The sequence below is a fragment of the Microvirga sp. 2MCAF35 genome (genome assembly GCF_052115545.1).
Taxonomy (GTDB): Bacteria; Pseudomonadota; Alphaproteobacteria; order Rhizobiales; family Beijerinckiaceae; genus Microvirga.
The window spans coordinates 1-16830 of the sequence record NZ_JBFRGW010000022.1 but is presented as its reverse complement, the minus strand read 5'-3'; the positions used below and the strand labels follow the sequence as shown (position 1 = coordinate 16830).

Genomic DNA, 16830 nt, shown 5'->3' with positions numbered 1-16830 from the left:
TGTGACCTTGAATGCAATGTTGCGCTTGATCGCGATGCGGATTCTCGAAACATGCAGGAGGGAGCCCGCCCTACCTGCGCCGTAACCCAGCCCTGCAGGATGAGAGGGAGATCAGGAACCTATTCTGGTTTATAGCGAAAGCTGGAAATGCCTTACGGCCAGGCTTGTCTGCAAGCGTGGCAGGATCACGAAGAACAACGATGACCAAACAAACGCCAGCCATGTCCCTTTCGGCACGTTCCCTCTCGCCGGAAAGGATTGCGGTCCCGATCCTCGCCGCCATCAGCGTGTCGCATCTGCTGAACGACCTCATCCAGTCGCTGCTGCCGGCGATCTACCCGATCCTCAAACGGGATTTTCACCTCGATTTCGGACAGATCGGGTTTCTGACGCTCACCTTCCAACTCACCGCTTCGCTACTCCAGCCCATGATCGGCACGTTCACGGACCGCAAGCCGCAGCCGTTCTCCCTGGTCGTCGGCATGGGTTTCACCCTCATCGGCCTCCTGACGCTCTCTCGGGCAGGTTCCTATCCGGTCCTGCTCCTGGCGGCCGCCCTCATCGGCATGGGGTCGTCGGTCTTCCACCCGGAATCCTCCCGCGTGGCGCGCTTGGCCTCGGGCGGGCGGCACGGCTTGGCCCAGTCCGTGTTCCAGGTCGGCGGCAATGCCGGAAGCGCGCTGGGGCCGCTGCTTGCGGCCTTCATCGTCGTCCCGTTCGGACAGCCGAGCATCGCCTGGTTTTCCGCCGTGGCCTTGCTGGCAATGCTGATCCTCTTCGTGGTGGGGCGCTGGTATCAGGCGAAACTCGCGGATCTGCGCGCCAAGCCGCGCGCGGTTGAGACGGGATCGGTGTTTTCGAAACGCCGCATCGTGATCTCCCTTGCGATCCTGGTGCTGCTGATCTTCTCGAAGGACTTTTACGTCGCGAGCTTCACCAACTATTTCACGTTTTACCTGATCTCCAAGTTCCAGCTTCCTGTGCAGGACGCGCAGATCCACCTCTTCATCTTCCTCGGATCGCTCGCCGTCGGCACGTTGCTCGGCGGTCCTCTCGGCGACAGGGTTGGCCGGCGCTATGTGATCTGGTTCTCGATCCTCGGCGTTCTGCCCTTCACGCTCATGCTGCCCTTCGCCAATCTGTTTTGGACAACGGTGCTGAGCATGATCATCGGCGTGGTTCTGGCCTCCGCTTTCTCGTCCATCGTCGTCTACGCCATCGAACTCGTGCCGGGCCGCGTCGGCATGATCTCCGGCTTCTTCTTCGGCTTCTCGTTCGGCATGGCAGGGATCGGCGCCGCAGCGCTCGGACATCTCGCCGACGTCACGAGCATCGCGACGGTTTACACATTCTGCTCGTTCCTGCCGGCTTTGGGACTTCTCGCGTATTTCCTCCCGAAGATCGAGAGGAAGCACGCGTAAGCTCCGGCTGTCAAAGTAAGGCCGCCCTCGCGGCGTCCTCCAGGGCCTTCATCGCCATGCGATACGGGCCTGGGCCATGGCTGATGCGCGCGACGCCGAGTTCCGCGAGCCGGGCAGCCGAAGGAGTCTTCGCGTTGGCCATGATGTTCACCGGCAGGGACGAACGTTCCACGACGCGGGCGATCAGCGATTCATCGATCAGACCCGGCACGAAGAACCCGTCCGCACCGACATCGGCATAGGCGCGGCCCCGTTCCACAGCGCCGGCGACGAGGCTCTCGTGCTCATCCGCGGGCGCGATCAGGAACACGTCCGTCCGCGCATTCAGAAAAGCCGGGACACCGAGCCCGTCCGCCGCCTCCCGGACGGCCCTGAGACGCGCGGCCTGTTCCGACGCTTCGCGCAGCGGGCTTGTTTCCCGAACGCCGTCCTCGATGTTGAAGCCGATGGCGCCGGCCTGCACCGTGCGGGCGATGGTTGCCCCGACCTCTTCGGGAGTGGCCCCGTAGCCGCTTTCCAGATCGATAGTCACAGGCAGATCCGTCGCCGCCACGATGCGCTCCAGATTGGAGAGGGCGAGGTCGAACGGCATGAATTCGCCATCCTCGAAACCATGGGCGGCCGCGACCGACCAGCTGCCGGTGGCGAGAGCCTTCGCGCCGCTCGCCGCAACCGCTTTGGCGCTGCCCGCATCCCAGACATTGAACAGATTGATCGGGCGGCCGGAAACGTGGAGAGCCTTGAACGCCCCGGCCTTCGTGACTTGATCCGTCATGTGTTTCACCCCTTGGGTAGCGTTGTTGCGACGCGTCGCTCGTGTTCGAGCAGCCATTGCTTGCGCCAGATCTTGCCGCCGTAGCCGGTCAATGATCCATCGGCACCGATCACGCGATGGCAGGGCACGATGATCGCCACCTGATTGGCGCCGTTCGCCCGCGCCACGGCACGGGGCGCATCGGGTCGGCCGATGAGATGCGCGATCTCGCCGTAGCTGCGCGTGGCACCAGCCGGGATCCGGCGCAGGGCATCCCACACCGTCGTCTCGAATGGCGTTCCCTTCTGAACGATAGGAACATCGAAGGAGACGGAACGGCCGGCAAAATACTGCTCCACTTGGTGGGAGAGCGTGTCGAGCATCGGATGTTGCCCGAAGCAGATCGGACCGACGCGCTTGCGCAGGCGCTCAATCTCGGCCGGAAGCGCCTTGCGCTCAGCAAATTCGAGCAGGTGGACGCCCGTGTCGTCCACGACCGCGAGCATCGCCCCGATGGGCGTGTCGAGCCATTGCGCCGTCAGGATCTGACGCGCCGGCGTGCGGATCGGCGCATCGCCGATGAGCCTGCCGATGGCGTCGCGAAAACCGCTGCCGGATTCATAGCCGGCGTCGAGCTGGGCATCCATCACGGAGCCTCCCTGCTGCAAAGTGTTCACTGCAAGCCCTAAGCGCTGCGAGCGCGCATATTGCGCGAAGGTGACGCCGTACTCACGCTGGAAGGCGCGGCGCACGGTGGAGGGATCGTAGCCGAGAGCGCGTAAATCCTCGGCGCTCCAACGCCGTTCCGGCTCGGCCCTGATCCTGTCCCTCAAGGTTTCGAAGACGCCGCTCGTCGGCCGCCTGCTGTCGAGGGGTTTGCAGCGGAGGCAGGGGCGAAAGCCCGCATCCTGCGCGGCGTCCTTGCAGGAGAAGAACACCACGTTGCGGCGCTTCGGCTTGCGGGCCGGGCAGGTCAGGCGGCAGAAGATGCCTGTCGTCTTCACACCCACATAGGCGAAACCCTCGTAGGAAGGATCGCGGGCGATCAGGGCGGCAAAGAGAGTGTCGTCATCGCGGAGCATTGGCATGACCCTGTTTTAGCGCAGCCGCCGGGCTCATGTCGCCGGAAATGAGGCGTGTATTTTCGTTTGCCGTTCAGCGCGCCTGGGCGACGTCCACGCTCAGGCGCATGTCCGGATGGATCCCGCAGATCACATCGTAATGGCCCGGGCTGTCGAACCCGATGGTGACCGTGTCGCCGGGGTTCTGGGCGTCCGAGTTGAAGCTCTTGCCCGGCCCGTCCAGGCGCACGTTGTGGACACGGGTGTCGTCGTTGACGATGCGCAGGGCTTCGCCCAGCTTCAGGATGATCGTGCCCGGCGTGAAGCGCTTGTCCTTCTGGCTGACGGTCGATGCGGGGACAGCTTCAGCCGTTGCACCCCAGGACATAGCTTTCGTGGGAAGGCTTGCGGGGCGGGGAGGGTCGTCGCTGGACAGGGTGTCGAGGAAGGCGACGAGTTGCGCGCGCTCTTCGTTGTCAAGTTCGATCCGGCGCGGCAGGTCGGCCGAAAGAGTGGGGCGCTCCACCACGTGCTCCGCATAATGCGCGACCACATCGTCGAACGTGGCGAGGGAGCCGTCATGCATGTAGGGCGCGGACCAGACCCGCTCGCGCAGGCTCGGCGTCTTGAAGGCGTGGTTCGCGGCGCTGACGCCGAGGATGGGGCCGCGCCCCTTGTCCTCGCTCGGCAGGCCGATGTCGTGGAAGGCTTCATCGGTGAACCGCCAGCCCTGGTGGCAGGCTACGCAGCCGGCCTTGCCGACGAAGAGCGAGAAACCCGCAAGCTCATCCGGTTCCAGAGCCTTGTCGTCGCCCTTGACCCATCGGTCGAAGCGGGTTTCCGGCGAGACGAGCGTCCGCTGAAAGGCCGCGAGCGCCTTTGCCAGGTTGGCCTGAGTCACGGCCGGATCGTCCGGAAAGGCGAAGGCGAACGCCTTGCGCATCTGCGGATCGGAATCGAGCGCCCGCAGGGCCGTCTGCAGGTTGCCGGCCATCTCGCGCTCGTTTTCGATCGGCCCCATGGCCTGGTCTTCCAGGCTCGATGCCCGGCCGTCCCAGAAGAAGGAGAGGCCCCAGGCGAGATTCCACAGGGGAGGCGTGCGCCGGTCGAGAGGCTGTCCGTCATGGCCCACATGGCGGTCGATCCCGTCGGAAAAGGAAAGATCCGCCTGATGGCAGCTCGAGCACGCCATGTCGCCGGATCCCGACAGGCGGGTGTCCTCGAAAAGCTTCGCGCCGAGCGCGATCTTTTCCGGGGTGGCCGAGTTCTCCGCAGGCGTCGGAGCATGGTTCGGACGTGCAAAAGCCTGCCTCCAATGCCCGACGTCGAGCGGAGCGGGCTTGTCGGCCGCTCCGCCCAGCACGCTTGCAAGCACGAGGCCCGCAAGCGCCCGACCGATTCTTGCGAGGGCCTCGCGCGGCATGAGATCAGTGGAAGTTGCTGAGCTGCAGCTCGAACTTCGCGACGGCGCTCAGGAACTGTCCGGAATCCTTCACCGCCTGCTTCGGCGGCGTCACGGCCGGGAAGGTCGCCTTCAGGTCGTCGAGGCTCGCCTGCAAGGCCTTGACCGCGTCGGCGCTCTTGGCGGAAGCGGCCGGCATGACCGTTCCGACAAGGCGATCCACCTCGAACACGAAGCCGCGCGCATCCTGGTACTCGACCACGTTGGCGATACGGCCCTTCTCGACGGCTTCCTCGTATTCGTCGGCGGCCTGCTGCAGCACTTCGAGGGCCGTTTCGAGCACGAAGTAAGTGCCGTCCGCTTCCTTGGCCTTCACGGCCGTCTCGGCCGCGGCGAGGCGCTCGTCGAGCGCGGCGCGGGCGCGAGTGTAAGCTTCCTTGTTCTTGGCCTTCACGGTCTGCGACAGGGACTTCAGGGCAACCTGGAACGGCGCGATGTTGAGGCTCTTCAGCTGGTCGCGGATGCTGCCGTAGATCTCTTCCTCCGGATGCAGGAAGTGGGGCAGGGCGTCGGCCCAGCGGCCGGCCTCGATCAGCTCCGCGCCGACGGTGAGGTGGCCGCGAATCATCTCGATGCCGCGATAGACATGGAGGGGCGCCGGCAGCGGCGTTGCGCGGGCTCCACCCTCGTCGCCCTCGCCGCCGGCCGTGGCCGCAGGAGCGGCATGGCCCTGATGCTGGGCGAGCTGAAGCAGGGGCTGGCCGGCCTTGACCTCGATTCCGGCCTGCGGCTGAGCAGGCAGAGCCGTCGCATGCGCGGCGACCGGCGCGACAACAAGGGCGGCGGAGCTCAGGCCCGCCCAGAACTTCCGTTTCTTCATGGGTCCCCCCTCGGCACGCAAGCTGCCGCGCGGTAGTTTAGAAAAGTTAAAAACTGTGTGTCTTTACAAGAGGTTAGCTACATAATATGGCGAGGTCTGGCAAGCCCGAAGGTCCTCTCCCATGCTGATCACGATTGCGGACGTCCTCTCCCCGGCCGATCTCGAAGAGGTCCGGGCGATGCTGGGCTCCATGCGCTTCGAGGACGGTCGCGCGACGGCGGGGTGGAGCGCCCGGCTGGTCAAGGACAACGAGCAGGCTCGTGAGGGCGCGGCTCTCACCCTGCTCCGGGAGAAGGTGTCGACGGCCATTCTGGGCAACGAGGTCTTCAGCCTCGCAGTGCGGCCTAAGACCCTTACGCCGCTGACCTTCGCTCGTTACGGCGCAGGCAGGGAATATGGCTCTCACGTGGACAATCCGCTGATGAACGGCATCCGCACGGACGTGTCCTTCACGCTCTTCCTTGCCGATCCGGATACTTACGACGGCGGGGAGCTCGTGATCGAGTCCGTGTCCGGCGAGGAGGACGTGAAGCTCCCGGCCGGGCATCTGGTAGCCTACGATTCGACGAGCCTGCACCGGGTCGCTCCCGTCACGCGGGGAGAGCGGACGGTCGCGGTCGGCTGGGCGCAGAGCTATGTGCGCGACAGCGCCCGGCGCGAGCTTCTGTTCGACCTCGAGACCGCCAAGCGCAACCTGTTCACGCGGTCGGGCAAGACTCCGGAGTTCGACCTGCTGGCGAAGAGCAGCGCCAATCTGTTCCGCATGTGGGCGGAGGTTTAGATGACATAACTCTCCGCGAACACGTGGCAGAAGTGCCCACCGCCGGAGGTCCGATGATCTTGAATGATGGCGACGCGCGTCATGCCTGCGTCCGCATTCCAAGAATCTTCGGGCGAACTCAATGCGCGATCAGCAGAGGGCTTGTCGCGGTATGGAGGAGATCCCGCGTCGCGCCTCCGAAAACCTGCTCTCTCATTCGAGCGTGACCGTATCCGCCCATGACGACGAGATCAGCCGACAGGCGGCTTGCCTCATCCAGGATGACGCCGCCGATGCTGCGGTTTCCGCTTTCGACCGAGACGATTTCCGCGACCACACCATGGCGTGCGAGATGGAGTTCCACCTCGTTCCACGTTTCAGTATCCTCCGGAGGGTCAACGACGAGAACGATCGTGCGTGCCGCCTGCTCGATAAAGTCCAATCCCTCGCGCAGGGCACGGGCGGCCTCGCGGCTGCCGTTCCAGGCCACCAGCACGGTCCGGATCGGCCCTTGCCGATGGCGTCCGGGCGGCACGAGCAGGAGTGCCCGTCCACTGCCGAAGAGCACCGCTTCGGCGAGATCCGACCAATCGATCTTGTCGAGTTCGCGGTGAGGCCGTGTGGCGATGAAGAGGTCGGCACAACGCGCCAGTTCCGCGACCTCGGCGGACAGGACACCATAAGTCCCCTCGAGGCGACGGAACCCGTTCGGCGCCTGAAGGCTGGCCAGCCGCTCCGTCAGACGCTTCTCGGTCACGTCGCCGTCCCGCCGGGCGCGCTCGTCGAGTTCCGCGAGGACCTGTATGGCGGCCGCGCCCCCATCCATCGGAATGGGAGCGGTGATGTCCGACAGCAGGTTGGTGAAAATGCCGATCAGATGGGCCTGGCCTGCCGCCGCGATCGCCTGCCCATACTCCAACCGGATCTCGTCCTCGGCGCTCCCGTCGAGATGAACCATAATGTCCTTGGTCATCGCATCGCTCCTCCATCGGCTCGGACACGGCTGATGCCGGAGCCGTTGATGACTATCATGGGATCAACATCGGGACCTTGCTTTGATCTGGAGCAATCTGTCCAAGGCAGGCGGCATCGTGGCCGTGGGTCATGGCGGGATCGCCACCTTCAGCATGTGCTTTCATGATAGCACAGGGCAGTGCCGGGTCCGCTCCCGTGGCCGGATGGTGCCTCGATCATGCGCGAGCCGTCTTGGAAGATGAGCTGTTTGTACGGGTGGCGATCCCTGCAAGGTCGGCGGCGCGCCTTTTATTGTCACGCAAGATCCCAGGTCGGCGACGCCGTTCCGACATCGGTTGCAGGCTTGAAGGCGCCGGTCGACGGCCGGAGCCTTCAAGCCTGAACGTTGCACGTGCCGACCTGTTCACATGCTGTGATGGGTCGTGCGGTGGTGCTTCTTGGTGGTATGATGCTTGCTGACGCTGCCGGTGGTCATGCCGAGCTGCTTCTGCTGAAGCAGCATCGAGCGCTCACGGTCCCGCCTGGCCGTGTCCCGGTAAGTCGACGGATTCGTCGTCTGGGATCCGCTTCCGCCCGGAACCGGTGGCGGAGGATTCTGAGCCATGGCGGTGGCAGCACCAAGAGCGATGGCGGCGACGGTGACAGTACCCAACAATATACGACGCATGGGGATCTCCTTGCGATCAGATGCCCCTGGAGTGATGCTTATTGGTCAAAATCCAACGCGACGTATTCCGGAAGGTTGCGGCCAAGATGCAAGATGCGGGACAGAACCCGGCAGGCCATTGAACGCCTGCTATTGAGCCGCCTTGCGTCTTGAAGGAAGTGGTGGGCCCGGCAGGACTCGAACCTGCAACCAGACCGTTATGAGCGGCCGGCTCTAACCATTGAGCTACAGGCCCTTCCGAGGAAGGCAAGGGATCGTCCGAGGGGAAGCCCGTCGCCACCCCTTGTCGTGGCGGCAGGCCATGCCCTTGCCATGAGCGGAACTCAGGTGAGAGGGCGCTCCGGAAGAGACCGGAGATGATTCATGTTCCTGTAATACATCTCACGGTCCGTCAAGCCGGTTTTATCCTGCGGCTCTGCCCGGCGGTCACACTATCCCGGCGCCGGGATGGATCTGTCCCCTTGACGCCGGCGGGGATCCTCCATCTGTCTGCTTTCCCGGCTGGGTCGAGCCATTCCCATGCGGGGGGCGGGACGACGGGTGGAGGATGAGATGGGTTTGCTGATCGACGGGGTCTGGCACGACCAATGGTACGACACCAAGGGCACCGGCGGGCGCTTCGTCCGCAAACCGTCGGTCTTCCGCAACTGGGTCACCGCCGACGGCTCGCCCGGTCCGACGGGGGAGGGCGGGTTCAAGGCGGAGCCGGGGCGCTATCATCTCTATGTGTCGCTCGCCTGTCCCTGGGCGCATCGCACCCTGATCATGCACAAGCTGAAAGGCCTGGAGGGGATGATCGACATCTCCGTCGTGCACTGGCGCATGCTCGAGCATGGCTGGACCTTCGAGGACGGGCCGGACGTCGTTCCCGACCCCATCAACCAGGCGCAATACCTCTATCAGGTCTACACGGCGGCGGTGCCCGACTATACCGGCCGCGTGACGGTTCCCGTCCTCTGGGACAAGGCGACGGGCACCATCGTGAACAACGAATCCGCCGAGATCATCCGCATGATGAACTCGGCCTTCGACGGCTTGGGGGCCAAGCCGGGCGATTACTGGCCCGACGACCTGCGCACCGAGATCGATACCCTGAACGGGCGCATCTACGACACAGTCAACAACGGGGTCTACAAAGCCGGTTTCGCGACGACGCAGCAGGCCTATGAAGAGGCGGTCCGTCCGCTTTTCGAAACGCTCGACGTCGTCGACGAGCGCCTGTCCTCCCGCCGCTATCTCTGCGACGACAGGCTGACCGAGGCCGACATTCGGCTCTTCACCACATTGGTGCGCTTCGATCCTGTCTATGTCGGCCATTTCAAATGCAACCTGCGCCGCATCGGGGATTACCCGAATCTCTCGGGCTATCTACGCGACATCTACCAGACGGGTGGCATCGCCGAGACCGTGAACATGACGCACATCAAAGGGCATTATTACGAGAGCCACAGGACCATCAATCCCACGGGAATCGTGCCGCTCGGTCCGATCCTGAATCTCGATACGCCGCATGGGCGCGATGCTTTTCAGGGCTTGTAAACCTCGATCGCCTCCGCGAAGCCTTCGACTTCGTGAGCGCCGAGCGGTGTGGGGTTGCCCCAGAGATGCTCGACGAAGGGTTTTGACATGAGCAGCGGTTCGCCCAGTCTCTTGTTCAACTCCGCGATGCGGCTGGCGAGGTTCACGTCGCGCCCGATCACCGTGAAGTCGAGGCGCTGGCCGGAGCCCACATTGCCGTAGGCCGCATCGCCATGATGAAGGGCCAGGCCGGCATTGATCGGCACCGGAAAGCGGCCCTCGTTGTTGGCCGCCTCGATGCGCCGAAGCGCCTTGGTTGCCGCCGTGAGCGCAGATTGCGCGGCGCCGCCCGTGTCGTCGCCCTTGTCGCGCACGATGGCGAGAAGCCCATCGCCCAGATATTTCAGCACCTCGCCGCCCTCGTCCTCGATGGGCGGCACGAGGCAGTCGAAGTAATTGTTCAACAATTCGACCGCGCTTTCCGGGCTCAGGGTCGACGAGATATGCGTGTAGTCGCGCATGTCGGCGAACAGGATAGCCGAACGGATCCGCGTCACCTGTCCGCGCTGAATCGCGCCGGAGAGGATCGCCTTGTGCGGGTCGTCGCCCACATAGATGCGCAGGACCTCATCGAGCCGGTTGCTCGTCGCGCGCAGCTCGGTCACGAGGGAAAAGGACGGGATCACCATGCGCAGGATCGTCAGCTCGCGCGTGCCGAAACCCTGCGGCGCTCGCGTCGCGAAGGAGATCGCGTTCTCGGCCCCGCTGGTGAAGCGGATCGGAATGGTGACGTAGTGGCGGTAGCCCGCTTCCTTCAGCTCCGGGATGATCGGGAAGAGATCGTCGGGGGTCGTCGCGAGATCGAGGACGAGCCACTCCCCTGTGCGGTTCACATGGGCGAAGGGGCTCGTCTGGTAGACGGTCTCCCGGCGGTCCCCGTGCGGCAGGTAGCGCACCACGGTCCCTTCTTCCCGGGTCCAGAACCGCCCGATCCCGGCATATTCCGAATGCAGCGTCTCGATGGCGGACACCGCCCGGTCGACGGGCAGGCCGAGCTCAATCAGGCGGTTGAGGAAGCCCGACAGAACCTCGTTCGAATCCTCCATCTGGCCCGCCACCGTGATCAGCCAGTCCCGCAGGGCGATGACCCGCGCGAGGCTTTCCGCGTCGAGGCTTCGAGCCATGGTCAGGAGATCGTCCGAGGAGCCCGGCAGGAGGGAGGATGACATCATAAGGCCAAGGTGTGTTGCCCGGGTGGATCCTTCAACCCACGAGGAATCTTTCCAGATGGAAAGCTGGTATGCCTTTTGCGAAAGGGCAATGGCTTTGACAGAGGCCGGCAGCCGGAATAGAGCCAAGCCATGCCAAGCATCGATACGCTTTTCGTCACCAAAGTCTACCGCGCCGAGATGACGGGCGCCAAGGCCGAACTCCGCAATGTGGAGCTGGAGGCAGCCTGCCTGTCCATTGCCGAGGACGACGAGGCCGGCCAGCGCTGGTGCGCCAAGCATGGCTATCCGGGCTACACGTCCTATGCCTCCCTGAACGACCTGCCCTGGCGGGTGCCGGTGTTCGGCGAGCTTCTGAAGGAGCTCGACAAGCATGTGGCGAGCTTCGCCAAGGAGCTGGAATTCGACCTTCAGGGCCGCAAGCTCGTGCTCGACAGCCTGTGGATCAACATTCTCCCGCCGGGCGGCATCCACACGTCCCACATTCACCCGCATTCGGTGATCAGCGGCACCTATTACGTGACGATCCCGGAGGGCGCGAGCGCGCTCAAGCTCGAGGACCCGCGCCTCGGCTTCATGATGGCCGCTCCTCCGCGCAAGGCCAAGGCCCGCCAAGAGAACCGGCAATTCGCCTATATGAAGCCCGTCCCCGGCACGGTACTGCTCTGGGAAAGCTGGCTGCGCCACGAGGTCCCCCTGAACGAGGCCGAAAGCGAGCGCATCAGCGTCAGCTTCAACTACTCCTGGCAGTAGGACCCGGCGGGAGACATCTAACCTCTTTCGTGGGGAGCATGCTTGGACGCCAAGCTCCTTTCGTCAGTAGGAGAGAAACAGGGGGACCGGGGCGTTCTTGAGCAGTGACTGGGTCGTGCCGCCGAGCATCATCTCGCGCAGGCGTGAATGGACGTAGGCGCCCATCACGATCATGTCGGCACGGGTGAGATGCGCATGGTTGCGCAAGGTCTCGGCCACGTCTCCATTCACGGCCGGAAGGGACAGGACGCTGACGGCCACGCCGTGGCGGGCGAGGTGTGGAGCAATCTCCGCGCCCGGCACCGTGTGCCCCAGGTCCTTCTCCCCGGTGACGCTGATCAGTTCGACCTGTGAGGCGGCCCGCAGGAACGGCATGGCATCGTTGAGGGCGCGCGCCGCCTTGGCGCTGCCATCCCACGCCACGATGATCCGATCACCCTCAAATGCCTCTCGGCCCACGGGCACGACGACGAGAGGTCGCCCGCTCTCCATCAGGACGGCTTCGATCAATCCCCGGTCGACGGCGAGGGAGATCGGCTCGAGGTCGAGAATGGTCAGATCGTGGGTGCGGGCGAGGGAGGTGAAGCTCCTGATAAGGGCCGGATAGGCAAGCTGCGGCGCCTGCGCGGTGCAGGCGATCCCCGATGCCGCCGCGGCGCGCTGCGAGGCTTCGGCGGCCGCATGAGCGAGAGCGTTCAGCCGGCGGTTCTCGGTGGCCACGAGCCCTTCCGCAAAGGCGCTGACGAAGGCATGGGTCAGAGTGACTTTCAGGGACGCCGCCTGAACGGTGACATGGGCGTTCGCCTGCCTGGCGAGCGAAAGCCCGTAGGGCAGGGCGGAGGAGCGCTCCTCGGCATCTCCTTCTTCCGTAATCCCGATCAGGATGCTGCGGATGTTCTGGATCATGAAATCCTCTCTTTGAACGTTCGGTTCTTTGCTCGGCTGCAATGACATCTGTTTCGTCCTCTTCAGGGGATCAGAACCGCAGCTCCTTGGAGCCGTCCCGATCGCAGGTCGTCCAGGGCCTCGTTGGCGGCGGTCAGGGGATAGGGTACCGTCTGCGTTCTGATATGAGCCTTGGGGACGACCGCCAGGAAATCCTGTGCGTCCTGGCGGGTCAGGTTGGCGACGGACAGGATCTGCCGCTCCTCCCAGAGAAGCCGGTAGGGAAATTGCGGGATGTCGCTCATGTGGATGCCGCCGCAGACGACGCGTCCGCCCTTCCTCACGGCGCGCAGCGCAACAGGCACGAGTTCGCCCACGGGCGCGAAGATGATCGCCGCATCCAGGCGCTCGGGAGGCTCCTGATCGGAGCCGCCGGCCCAGACCGCCCCGAGGGAGCAGGCGAAATCCTGAGCCGCACGATCGCCAGGGCGCGTGAAGGCAAAGACGCGACGACCTTGCCATTGGCAGACTTGGGCAATGATGTGAGCCGCCGCTCCGAATCCGAAGAGCCCGATCCTCTCGCCCGGGCCCGCAGCCACCAGGGAGCGCCAGCCGATCAGACCGGCGCAGAGGAGGGGCGCCAAAGCGACCGGATCGCCGTCCTCGGCTAAGCTGAAAGCATAGGCGTCATCGGCGATGGCATGGGAGGCGAAGCCGCCGTCCCGGGTGTATCCGGTAAACAGCGGCTCGTCGCACAGGTTCTCGTGTCCCGACCGACAATAGGGGCAATGTCCGCAGGTATGGCCGAGCCATGGAATGCCGACGCGCTCGCCTAACGCGCGGTTGCGGATTCCGGGACCGAGCGCTTCCACCCGTCCGACGATCTCGTGGCCTGGAACGACGGGAAGCTTGGGATGCGGCAGGTCGCCATCCACCACGTGAAGGTCGGTCCGGCACACCGCGCAGGCTTCCACAGCTACGCGGATCTCGCCTGCTCCGGGCGCCGGGAGCGGGCGCTCCTCCAGGATCAGAGGCGTGCGCACTTGGTGGAGCACCATGGCCTTCATGGCATAGCCTCAATGAAGAAACACTGCTTTTATCCACATCTGCGAATGCTCCGCCCTGACGATCATGGGGGCCTCCGCCATTCTTTTGGTTCGTGAGAGGATCGCCCATTCTCAGCGAACACATGAGAAACATGGGCTATCCTCGTCACGGAGCATTGACCAAGATCAATGGACACGGCCTGACCTTGTCGGCAGCATCTTGGTCAACGGCTCGCATTCGTTCAGAGCGCGGACTGTCGTTTTACAGAGGCTTTGCCGCTTCCGGCTCACGCGATTGCGACAAAGGGTTTGAATTCATTGGTTCACAGCCGTTTCAGCATACGTTAGGTCACTGGCGACAGGCCTTGCGCTCGGTGGCGGCTTCCGGTCGCTGCTGCGCCTGGAGCATCATGCAAGCTCGGCCGGGGCTGGCACGATTCCCGAAGATCCCACCCGACCCGGCCGATCGACAGCACATCACCATGGACACAGCTTCAACCCGGACTTCGCCTGCGGCAGGCTTCACGGACGGCCTGCCCAATCCCGAGCGTCTCCTGGCCTTCCTTGCCATTGCCATTGCTCTCACCATGGCGGTTCTTGACAGCGCGATCGTCAACGTGGCCCTGCCGGTGATGGCGCGGGAGCTTCAGGTGGATCCGGCCACGACCGTCTGGGCGGTCAATGCCTATCAGCTGGCCATCACCGTTTCCCTTCTGCCCCTGGCTTCCCTTGGCGATTCCCTGGGCTATCGGCGGATCTACTGGGCCGGGCTCCTGGTGTTCACCCTGGCGTCACTCGGATGTGCCCTCGCCGGATCCTTCCCGATGCTGATCGCCGCGCGTGTTCTTCAAGGCTTCGGCGCGGCTGGAATCATGAGCGTCAACATCGCTCTCGTGCGTTTCATCTATCCGGCGAAACTCCTGGGCAGGGGCGTCGGGAACACCGCTCTTGTGGTCGCCATCTCGTCGGCCGCCGGTCCTACGGTGGCGGCGGCCATCCTGTCGGTTGCATCCTGGTCCTGGCTCTTCCTGATCAATGTGCCCCTCGGTATCTTCGCGCTCATCGTGGCGGCCCGGACATTGCCCGATACGCCCCGTTCGGCTTGGCGGCTCGACGGGTGGAGCGTCGTTCTCAATGCCCTGACCTTCGGCCTCCTGATCACCGGGATCGACGCCCTCAGCACCGGCAACCTCACATATCCGGTCATTGCCATCGCAGGCGCGGTCGTGGCGGGGTTCGTCTTCGTGCGCTACCAGCTGTCGCTGTCGAAGCCGCTGCTGCCTCTCGATCTCCTGCGGGTGCCGGTCTTCGCCCTGTCGATGATGACCTCGATCTGTTCGTTCGCCACGCAGGCGCTCGCCACCCTGGCGCTTCCGTTCTACTTCCATGACGAGTTGGGCCGGAGTGTTGCCGAGACTGGCATGCTCATGACTCCCTGGCCCTTGGCCATCGCCGTGGCGGCCCCCATCGCCGGCCGTCTGGCCGACCGCTTCTCGCCCGGCCTGCTGGGCGGGCTCGGGCTTGCCACTCTCTCGGCCGGCTTGGCCCTCGTCGCCATGCTGCCGGACCATCCATCGACCGCGGATATGGTCTGGCGGTTGACGATCTGCGGCCTGGGATTCGGCCTGTTCCAGTCTCCCAACAACAAGGCCATCATCACCAGCGCGCCGCCGGAACGCAGCGGTGGGGCCAGCGGAATGCAATCGTCGGCCCGGCTCGTGGGTCAGTCCCTCGGTGCGGCCCTGGCGGCGGTTCTCTTCGGCCTGGTTTCCGGCAGCCCGACGACCATCATCCTGTGGCTGGGAGCGGCCCTGTCGCTGGTGGGCTGTGTGACGAGCAGCCTTCGGATCCTCAGGGGCGGCAGGCCCTCCGGACGGTGAGTTCGTCCCGGCGGTGTTCCTCTAGCTCTGGTGTGGTTCGCGGCTGACACGGCCGAAATCCGCCCGCGTATCGACGTCCTGAAGGATCGCCGGATCGTCGACCGGGTATTCCAGCACGTCGGATCGGCCGCGCAGGATCGGCCCTGCGCCGCTATCGCCTGAAAGCTGTTCGATCTGGCCTGCGAGGTCGCGCGAGAGCACGACCGGGTTGCCACGCCGACCGTCGATGGTCGGAACCAGTGCCATCGGTGCGCCCATGCGCTGCCATTCAAGCACAAGGGTGTCGATCAGGCTGGTCTTGACGAGGGGCATGTCCCCCAGGAGAACGACGGCCGCCTGCGCCTCGGACGGCAGGGCCGCAAACCCGGTCTTCAGCGATGTCGAAAGGCCGTCCATGAAAGCGGCATTCCGGACGATGTGGACCGGCAGCCCTGCCAACACCTCCTCGACCGCAGCGGCCTGATGGCCCGTGACCACGATCACGGGGTCTGCCAATGACCCGAGGGCGGCGTCGGCCACATGCTGCACCAGAGGCCGCTCGGCCAGTCGAGCCAGCAGTTTCGGGTCCTGCCCGAAGCGTGTGCCCCGCCCGGCGGCGAGGATGATAGCCGCGACATTGCTCATTGGCCCGATATGGTCCCAGGTCCGGCGACCCGTCAACATGCCGCCATCCGTGGGGCTTCACGGAACGGGTTTCCGCTTCGCCGGATTTCAGACATCAACGCCTGTGCCGAGATGCTCATCGATCGAGGCCGATTGCGATCCCGTATACGCCGTCCCCGGTCCGGCGCAGGAGTGATGTCAAGCCGCCATAAGGAAACGCGGGCCCGGTTCGACCGGGCCCGCATCATGCATGATAAGGCAGATTATCGTTAGATGACGAAGAAGTCGGCAGCGGTCAGGGCAGCCTTGTTCTCGATCACCGCGATCTTCACGGCAGCACCCGAACCTGAACCGTCGGCGTCGTAGGAAAGATCGCCCGTAGTCTTGTCGTAGATGATGTGATCGTTCTTCTCCTTGGCCGTGTCATTCACCTCGAAGTAGCGCGGGGACAATGCACCAGTCTTGGTCAGCTCCGTGAAGATGCTGTGATCGAGCTGAATCGTGTTGTCGGCCGTATCGAAGTCGGCGATGACCTTGACGCCCTTTCCGAGAGCCGTGTCGAAGACGAATGCGCCATGCGCATTGCTCGTCAGCGAATCGCCGGCATCTGCGGCTGCCGAATCCTCCGAGGGGGTCGGCATCGGCTGCGCCGGGGCCGGAGCCGCCGACGCGGATGCCTTCGCCGGCGCCGTGATGGAATCAGGGCTGCCGTAGACGGTGTTGGAACCGACCGTCGAGTTCACCAGACCGGTGTTGGCACCATAGGTGCTGTAATGCACGTCGCCCACGCCGCCGAGCACGTTGTTGGTAATCACCAGACCCGAGGACGGGAGCTGACGATCCCCACTCTCGTTGGCGATCTCGATGCCCGTCGCCGGCTTGCCGCTGCGGTAGAAATCGGTGTCGTAGGTGTGTGCCACGGTGTTGGACTGCACCACCGCACCCTGCGCGTTGTCGAGATAGATGCCGACGCTGAAGCTGTCGTAGACCTTGTTG

At 64.4% G+C, this 16830-nt stretch carries 15 protein-coding genes, 1 tRNA gene and 1 pseudogene; 5 read left to right on the top strand and 12 right to left on the bottom strand.

Features of this window, described 5'->3' with window-relative positions; genetic code table 11:
- Positions 1-200: 200 nt before the first annotated feature.
- Positions 201-1421 carry an MFS transporter gene (locus AB4097_RS12775; RefSeq protein ID WP_442040045.1) on the top strand — a complete coding sequence of 407 codons (1221 nt, stop codon included), beginning with the start codon at positions 201-203 and terminating at the stop codon, positions 1419-1421.
- A gap of 10 nt (positions 1422-1431) precedes the next feature.
- On the opposite strand, the gene AB4097_RS12770 is transcribed toward AB4097_RS12775, so the two are convergent.
- The 4 genes from AB4097_RS12770 to AB4097_RS12755 form a co-directional block, all read right to left on the bottom strand.
- Positions 1432-2196 (bottom strand): isocitrate lyase/PEP mutase family protein, encoded by a 765-nt coding sequence (locus AB4097_RS12770; RefSeq protein WP_442040043.1) that lies wholly within the window; start codon positions 2194-2196, stop codon positions 1432-1434.
- 5 nt (positions 2197-2201) lie between these two features.
- Complete coding sequence (locus AB4097_RS12765) at positions 2202-3257, bottom strand: bifunctional transcriptional activator/DNA repair enzyme AdaA (protein ID WP_442040041.1); 1056 nt, start codon at positions 3255-3257, stop codon at positions 2202-2204.
- A 73-nt stretch (positions 3258-3330) separates the two neighbouring features.
- On the bottom strand, positions 3331-4659 hold the full coding sequence (locus tag AB4097_RS12760; protein ID WP_442040039.1) for a cytochrome c peroxidase: 1329 nt from the start codon (positions 4657-4659) through the stop codon (positions 3331-3333).
- 4 nt (positions 4660-4663) lie between these two features.
- Positions 4664-5518 carry a hypothetical protein gene (locus AB4097_RS12755; RefSeq protein WP_442040037.1) on the bottom strand — a complete coding sequence of 285 codons (855 nt, stop codon included), beginning with the start codon at positions 5516-5518 and terminating at the stop codon, positions 4664-4666.
- 121 nt (positions 5519-5639) lie between these two features.
- On the opposite strand from AB4097_RS12755, the gene AB4097_RS12750 reads away from it, so the two are divergent.
- Positions 5640-6299 (top strand): Fe2+-dependent dioxygenase, encoded by a 660-nt coding sequence (locus AB4097_RS12750; RefSeq protein WP_442040035.1) that lies wholly within the window; start codon positions 5640-5642, stop codon positions 6297-6299.
- 118 nt (positions 6300-6417) lie between these two features.
- Here the strand turns inward: AB4097_RS12750 and AB4097_RS12745 are convergent, their stop codons facing one another.
- The 3 genes from AB4097_RS12745 to AB4097_RS12735 form a co-directional block, all read right to left on the bottom strand.
- Entirely contained in the window at positions 6418-7251 is an 834-nt protein-coding gene (locus AB4097_RS12745; protein WP_442040034.1) for a universal stress protein, read from the bottom strand.
- Positions 7252-7656: 405 nt separating this feature from the next.
- Positions 7657-7920 (bottom strand): hypothetical protein, encoded by a 264-nt coding sequence (locus tag AB4097_RS12740; RefSeq protein WP_442040032.1) that lies wholly within the window; start codon positions 7918-7920, stop codon positions 7657-7659.
- 159 nt (positions 7921-8079) lie between these two features.
- Positions 8080-8155: transfer RNA gene (locus AB4097_RS12735), tRNA-Ile, on the bottom strand.
- Positions 8156-8472: 317 nt separating this feature from the next.
- Between AB4097_RS12735 and AB4097_RS12730 the strand changes: the two genes are divergently transcribed.
- Positions 8473-9459, top strand: a complete 987-nt coding sequence (locus tag AB4097_RS12730; protein ID WP_442040030.1) for a glutathione S-transferase family protein — start codon at positions 8473-8475, stop codon at positions 9457-9459.
- Here AB4097_RS12730 and AB4097_RS12725 read toward each other — a convergent pair.
- Positions 9447-10622, bottom strand: coding sequence for an adenylate/guanylate cyclase domain-containing protein (locus AB4097_RS12725; protein WP_442040154.1), 1176 nt, complete (start codon positions 10620-10622; stop codon positions 9447-9449). The two genes, AB4097_RS12730 and AB4097_RS12725, sit on opposite strands and share 13 nt — an antisense overlap.
- Before the next feature lie 177 nt (positions 10623-10799).
- On the opposite strand from AB4097_RS12725, the gene AB4097_RS12720 reads away from it, so the two are divergent.
- Positions 10800-11420, top strand: a complete 621-nt coding sequence (locus AB4097_RS12720) for a TIGR02466 family protein (RefSeq protein ID WP_442040028.1) — start codon at positions 10800-10802, stop codon at positions 11418-11420.
- Positions 11421-11483: 63 nt separating this feature from the next.
- On the opposite strand, the gene AB4097_RS12715 is transcribed toward AB4097_RS12720, so the two are convergent.
- Complete coding sequence (locus AB4097_RS12715; RefSeq protein WP_442040026.1) at positions 11484-12326, bottom strand: universal stress protein; 843 nt, start codon at positions 12324-12326, stop codon at positions 11484-11486.
- Positions 12327-12388: 62 nt separating this feature from the next.
- Positions 12389-13372, bottom strand: a complete 984-nt coding sequence (locus AB4097_RS12710) for a zinc-dependent alcohol dehydrogenase family protein (RefSeq protein ID WP_442040024.1) — start codon at positions 13370-13372, stop codon at positions 12389-12391.
- Positions 13373-13833: 461 nt separating this feature from the next.
- On the opposite strand from AB4097_RS12710, the gene AB4097_RS12705 reads away from it, so the two are divergent.
- Positions 13834-15231: an MFS transporter gene (locus AB4097_RS12705; RefSeq protein ID WP_442040022.1), complete on the top strand. Its 1398-nt coding sequence runs from the start codon at positions 13834-13836 to the stop codon at positions 15229-15231.
- 21 nt (positions 15232-15252) lie between these two features.
- On the opposite strand, the gene AB4097_RS12700 is transcribed toward AB4097_RS12705, so the two are convergent.
- Both AB4097_RS12700 and AB4097_RS12695 read right to left on the bottom strand, forming a co-directional pair.
- Entirely contained in the window at positions 15253-15894 is a 642-nt protein-coding gene (locus AB4097_RS12700) for a nucleotidyltransferase family protein (RefSeq protein ID WP_442040020.1), read from the bottom strand.
- A 209-nt stretch (positions 15895-16103) separates the two neighbouring features.
- Positions 16104-16830: pseudogene (locus AB4097_RS12695) on the bottom strand (hypothetical protein); the annotation flags it as partial.

Coding starts and splice junctions, on each gene's coding strand:
- AB4097_RS12765 (WP_442040041.1), bottom strand. CDS start 3,257: ATGCTCCGCGATGACGACACTCTCTTTGCCGCCCTGATCGCCCGCGAT.
- AB4097_RS12720 (WP_442040028.1), top strand. CDS start 10,800: ATGCCAAGCATCGATACGCTTTTCGTCACCAAAGTCTACCGCGCCGAG.
- AB4097_RS12770 (WP_442040043.1), bottom strand. CDS start 2,196: ATGACGGATCAAGTCACGAAGGCCGGGGCGTTCAAGGCTCTCCACGTT.
- AB4097_RS12700 (WP_442040020.1), bottom strand. CDS start 15,894: ATGTTGACGGGTCGCCGGACCTGGGACCATATCGGGCCAATGAGCAAT.
- AB4097_RS12755 (WP_442040037.1), bottom strand. CDS start 5,518: ATGAAGAAACGGAAGTTCTGGGCGGGCCTGAGCTCCGCCGCCCTTGTT.
- AB4097_RS12775 (WP_442040045.1), top strand. CDS start 201: ATGACCAAACAAACGCCAGCCATGTCCCTTTCGGCACGTTCCCTCTCG.
- AB4097_RS12745 (WP_442040034.1), bottom strand. CDS start 7,251: ATGACCAAGGACATTATGGTTCATCTCGACGGGAGCGCCGAGGACGAG.
- AB4097_RS12760 (WP_442040039.1), bottom strand. CDS start 4,659: ATGCCGCGCGAGGCCCTCGCAAGAATCGGTCGGGCGCTTGCGGGCCTC.
- AB4097_RS12740 (WP_442040032.1), bottom strand. CDS start 7,920: ATGCGTCGTATATTGTTGGGTACTGTCACCGTCGCCGCCATCGCTCTT.
- AB4097_RS12705 (WP_442040022.1), top strand. CDS start 13,834: ATGGACACAGCTTCAACCCGGACTTCGCCTGCGGCAGGCTTCACGGAC.
- AB4097_RS12710 (WP_442040024.1), bottom strand. CDS start 13,372: ATGAAGGCCATGGTGCTCCACCAAGTGCGCACGCCTCTGATCCTGGAG.
- AB4097_RS12730 (WP_442040030.1), top strand. CDS start 8,473: ATGGGTTTGCTGATCGACGGGGTCTGGCACGACCAATGGTACGACACC.
- AB4097_RS12715 (WP_442040026.1), bottom strand. CDS start 12,326: ATGATCCAGAACATCCGCAGCATCCTGATCGGGATTACGGAAGAAGGA.
- AB4097_RS12750 (WP_442040035.1), top strand. CDS start 5,640: ATGCTGATCACGATTGCGGACGTCCTCTCCCCGGCCGATCTCGAAGAG.
- AB4097_RS12725 (WP_442040154.1), bottom strand. CDS start 10,622: ATGGCTCGAAGCCTCGACGCGGAAAGCCTCGCGCGGGTCATCGCCCTG.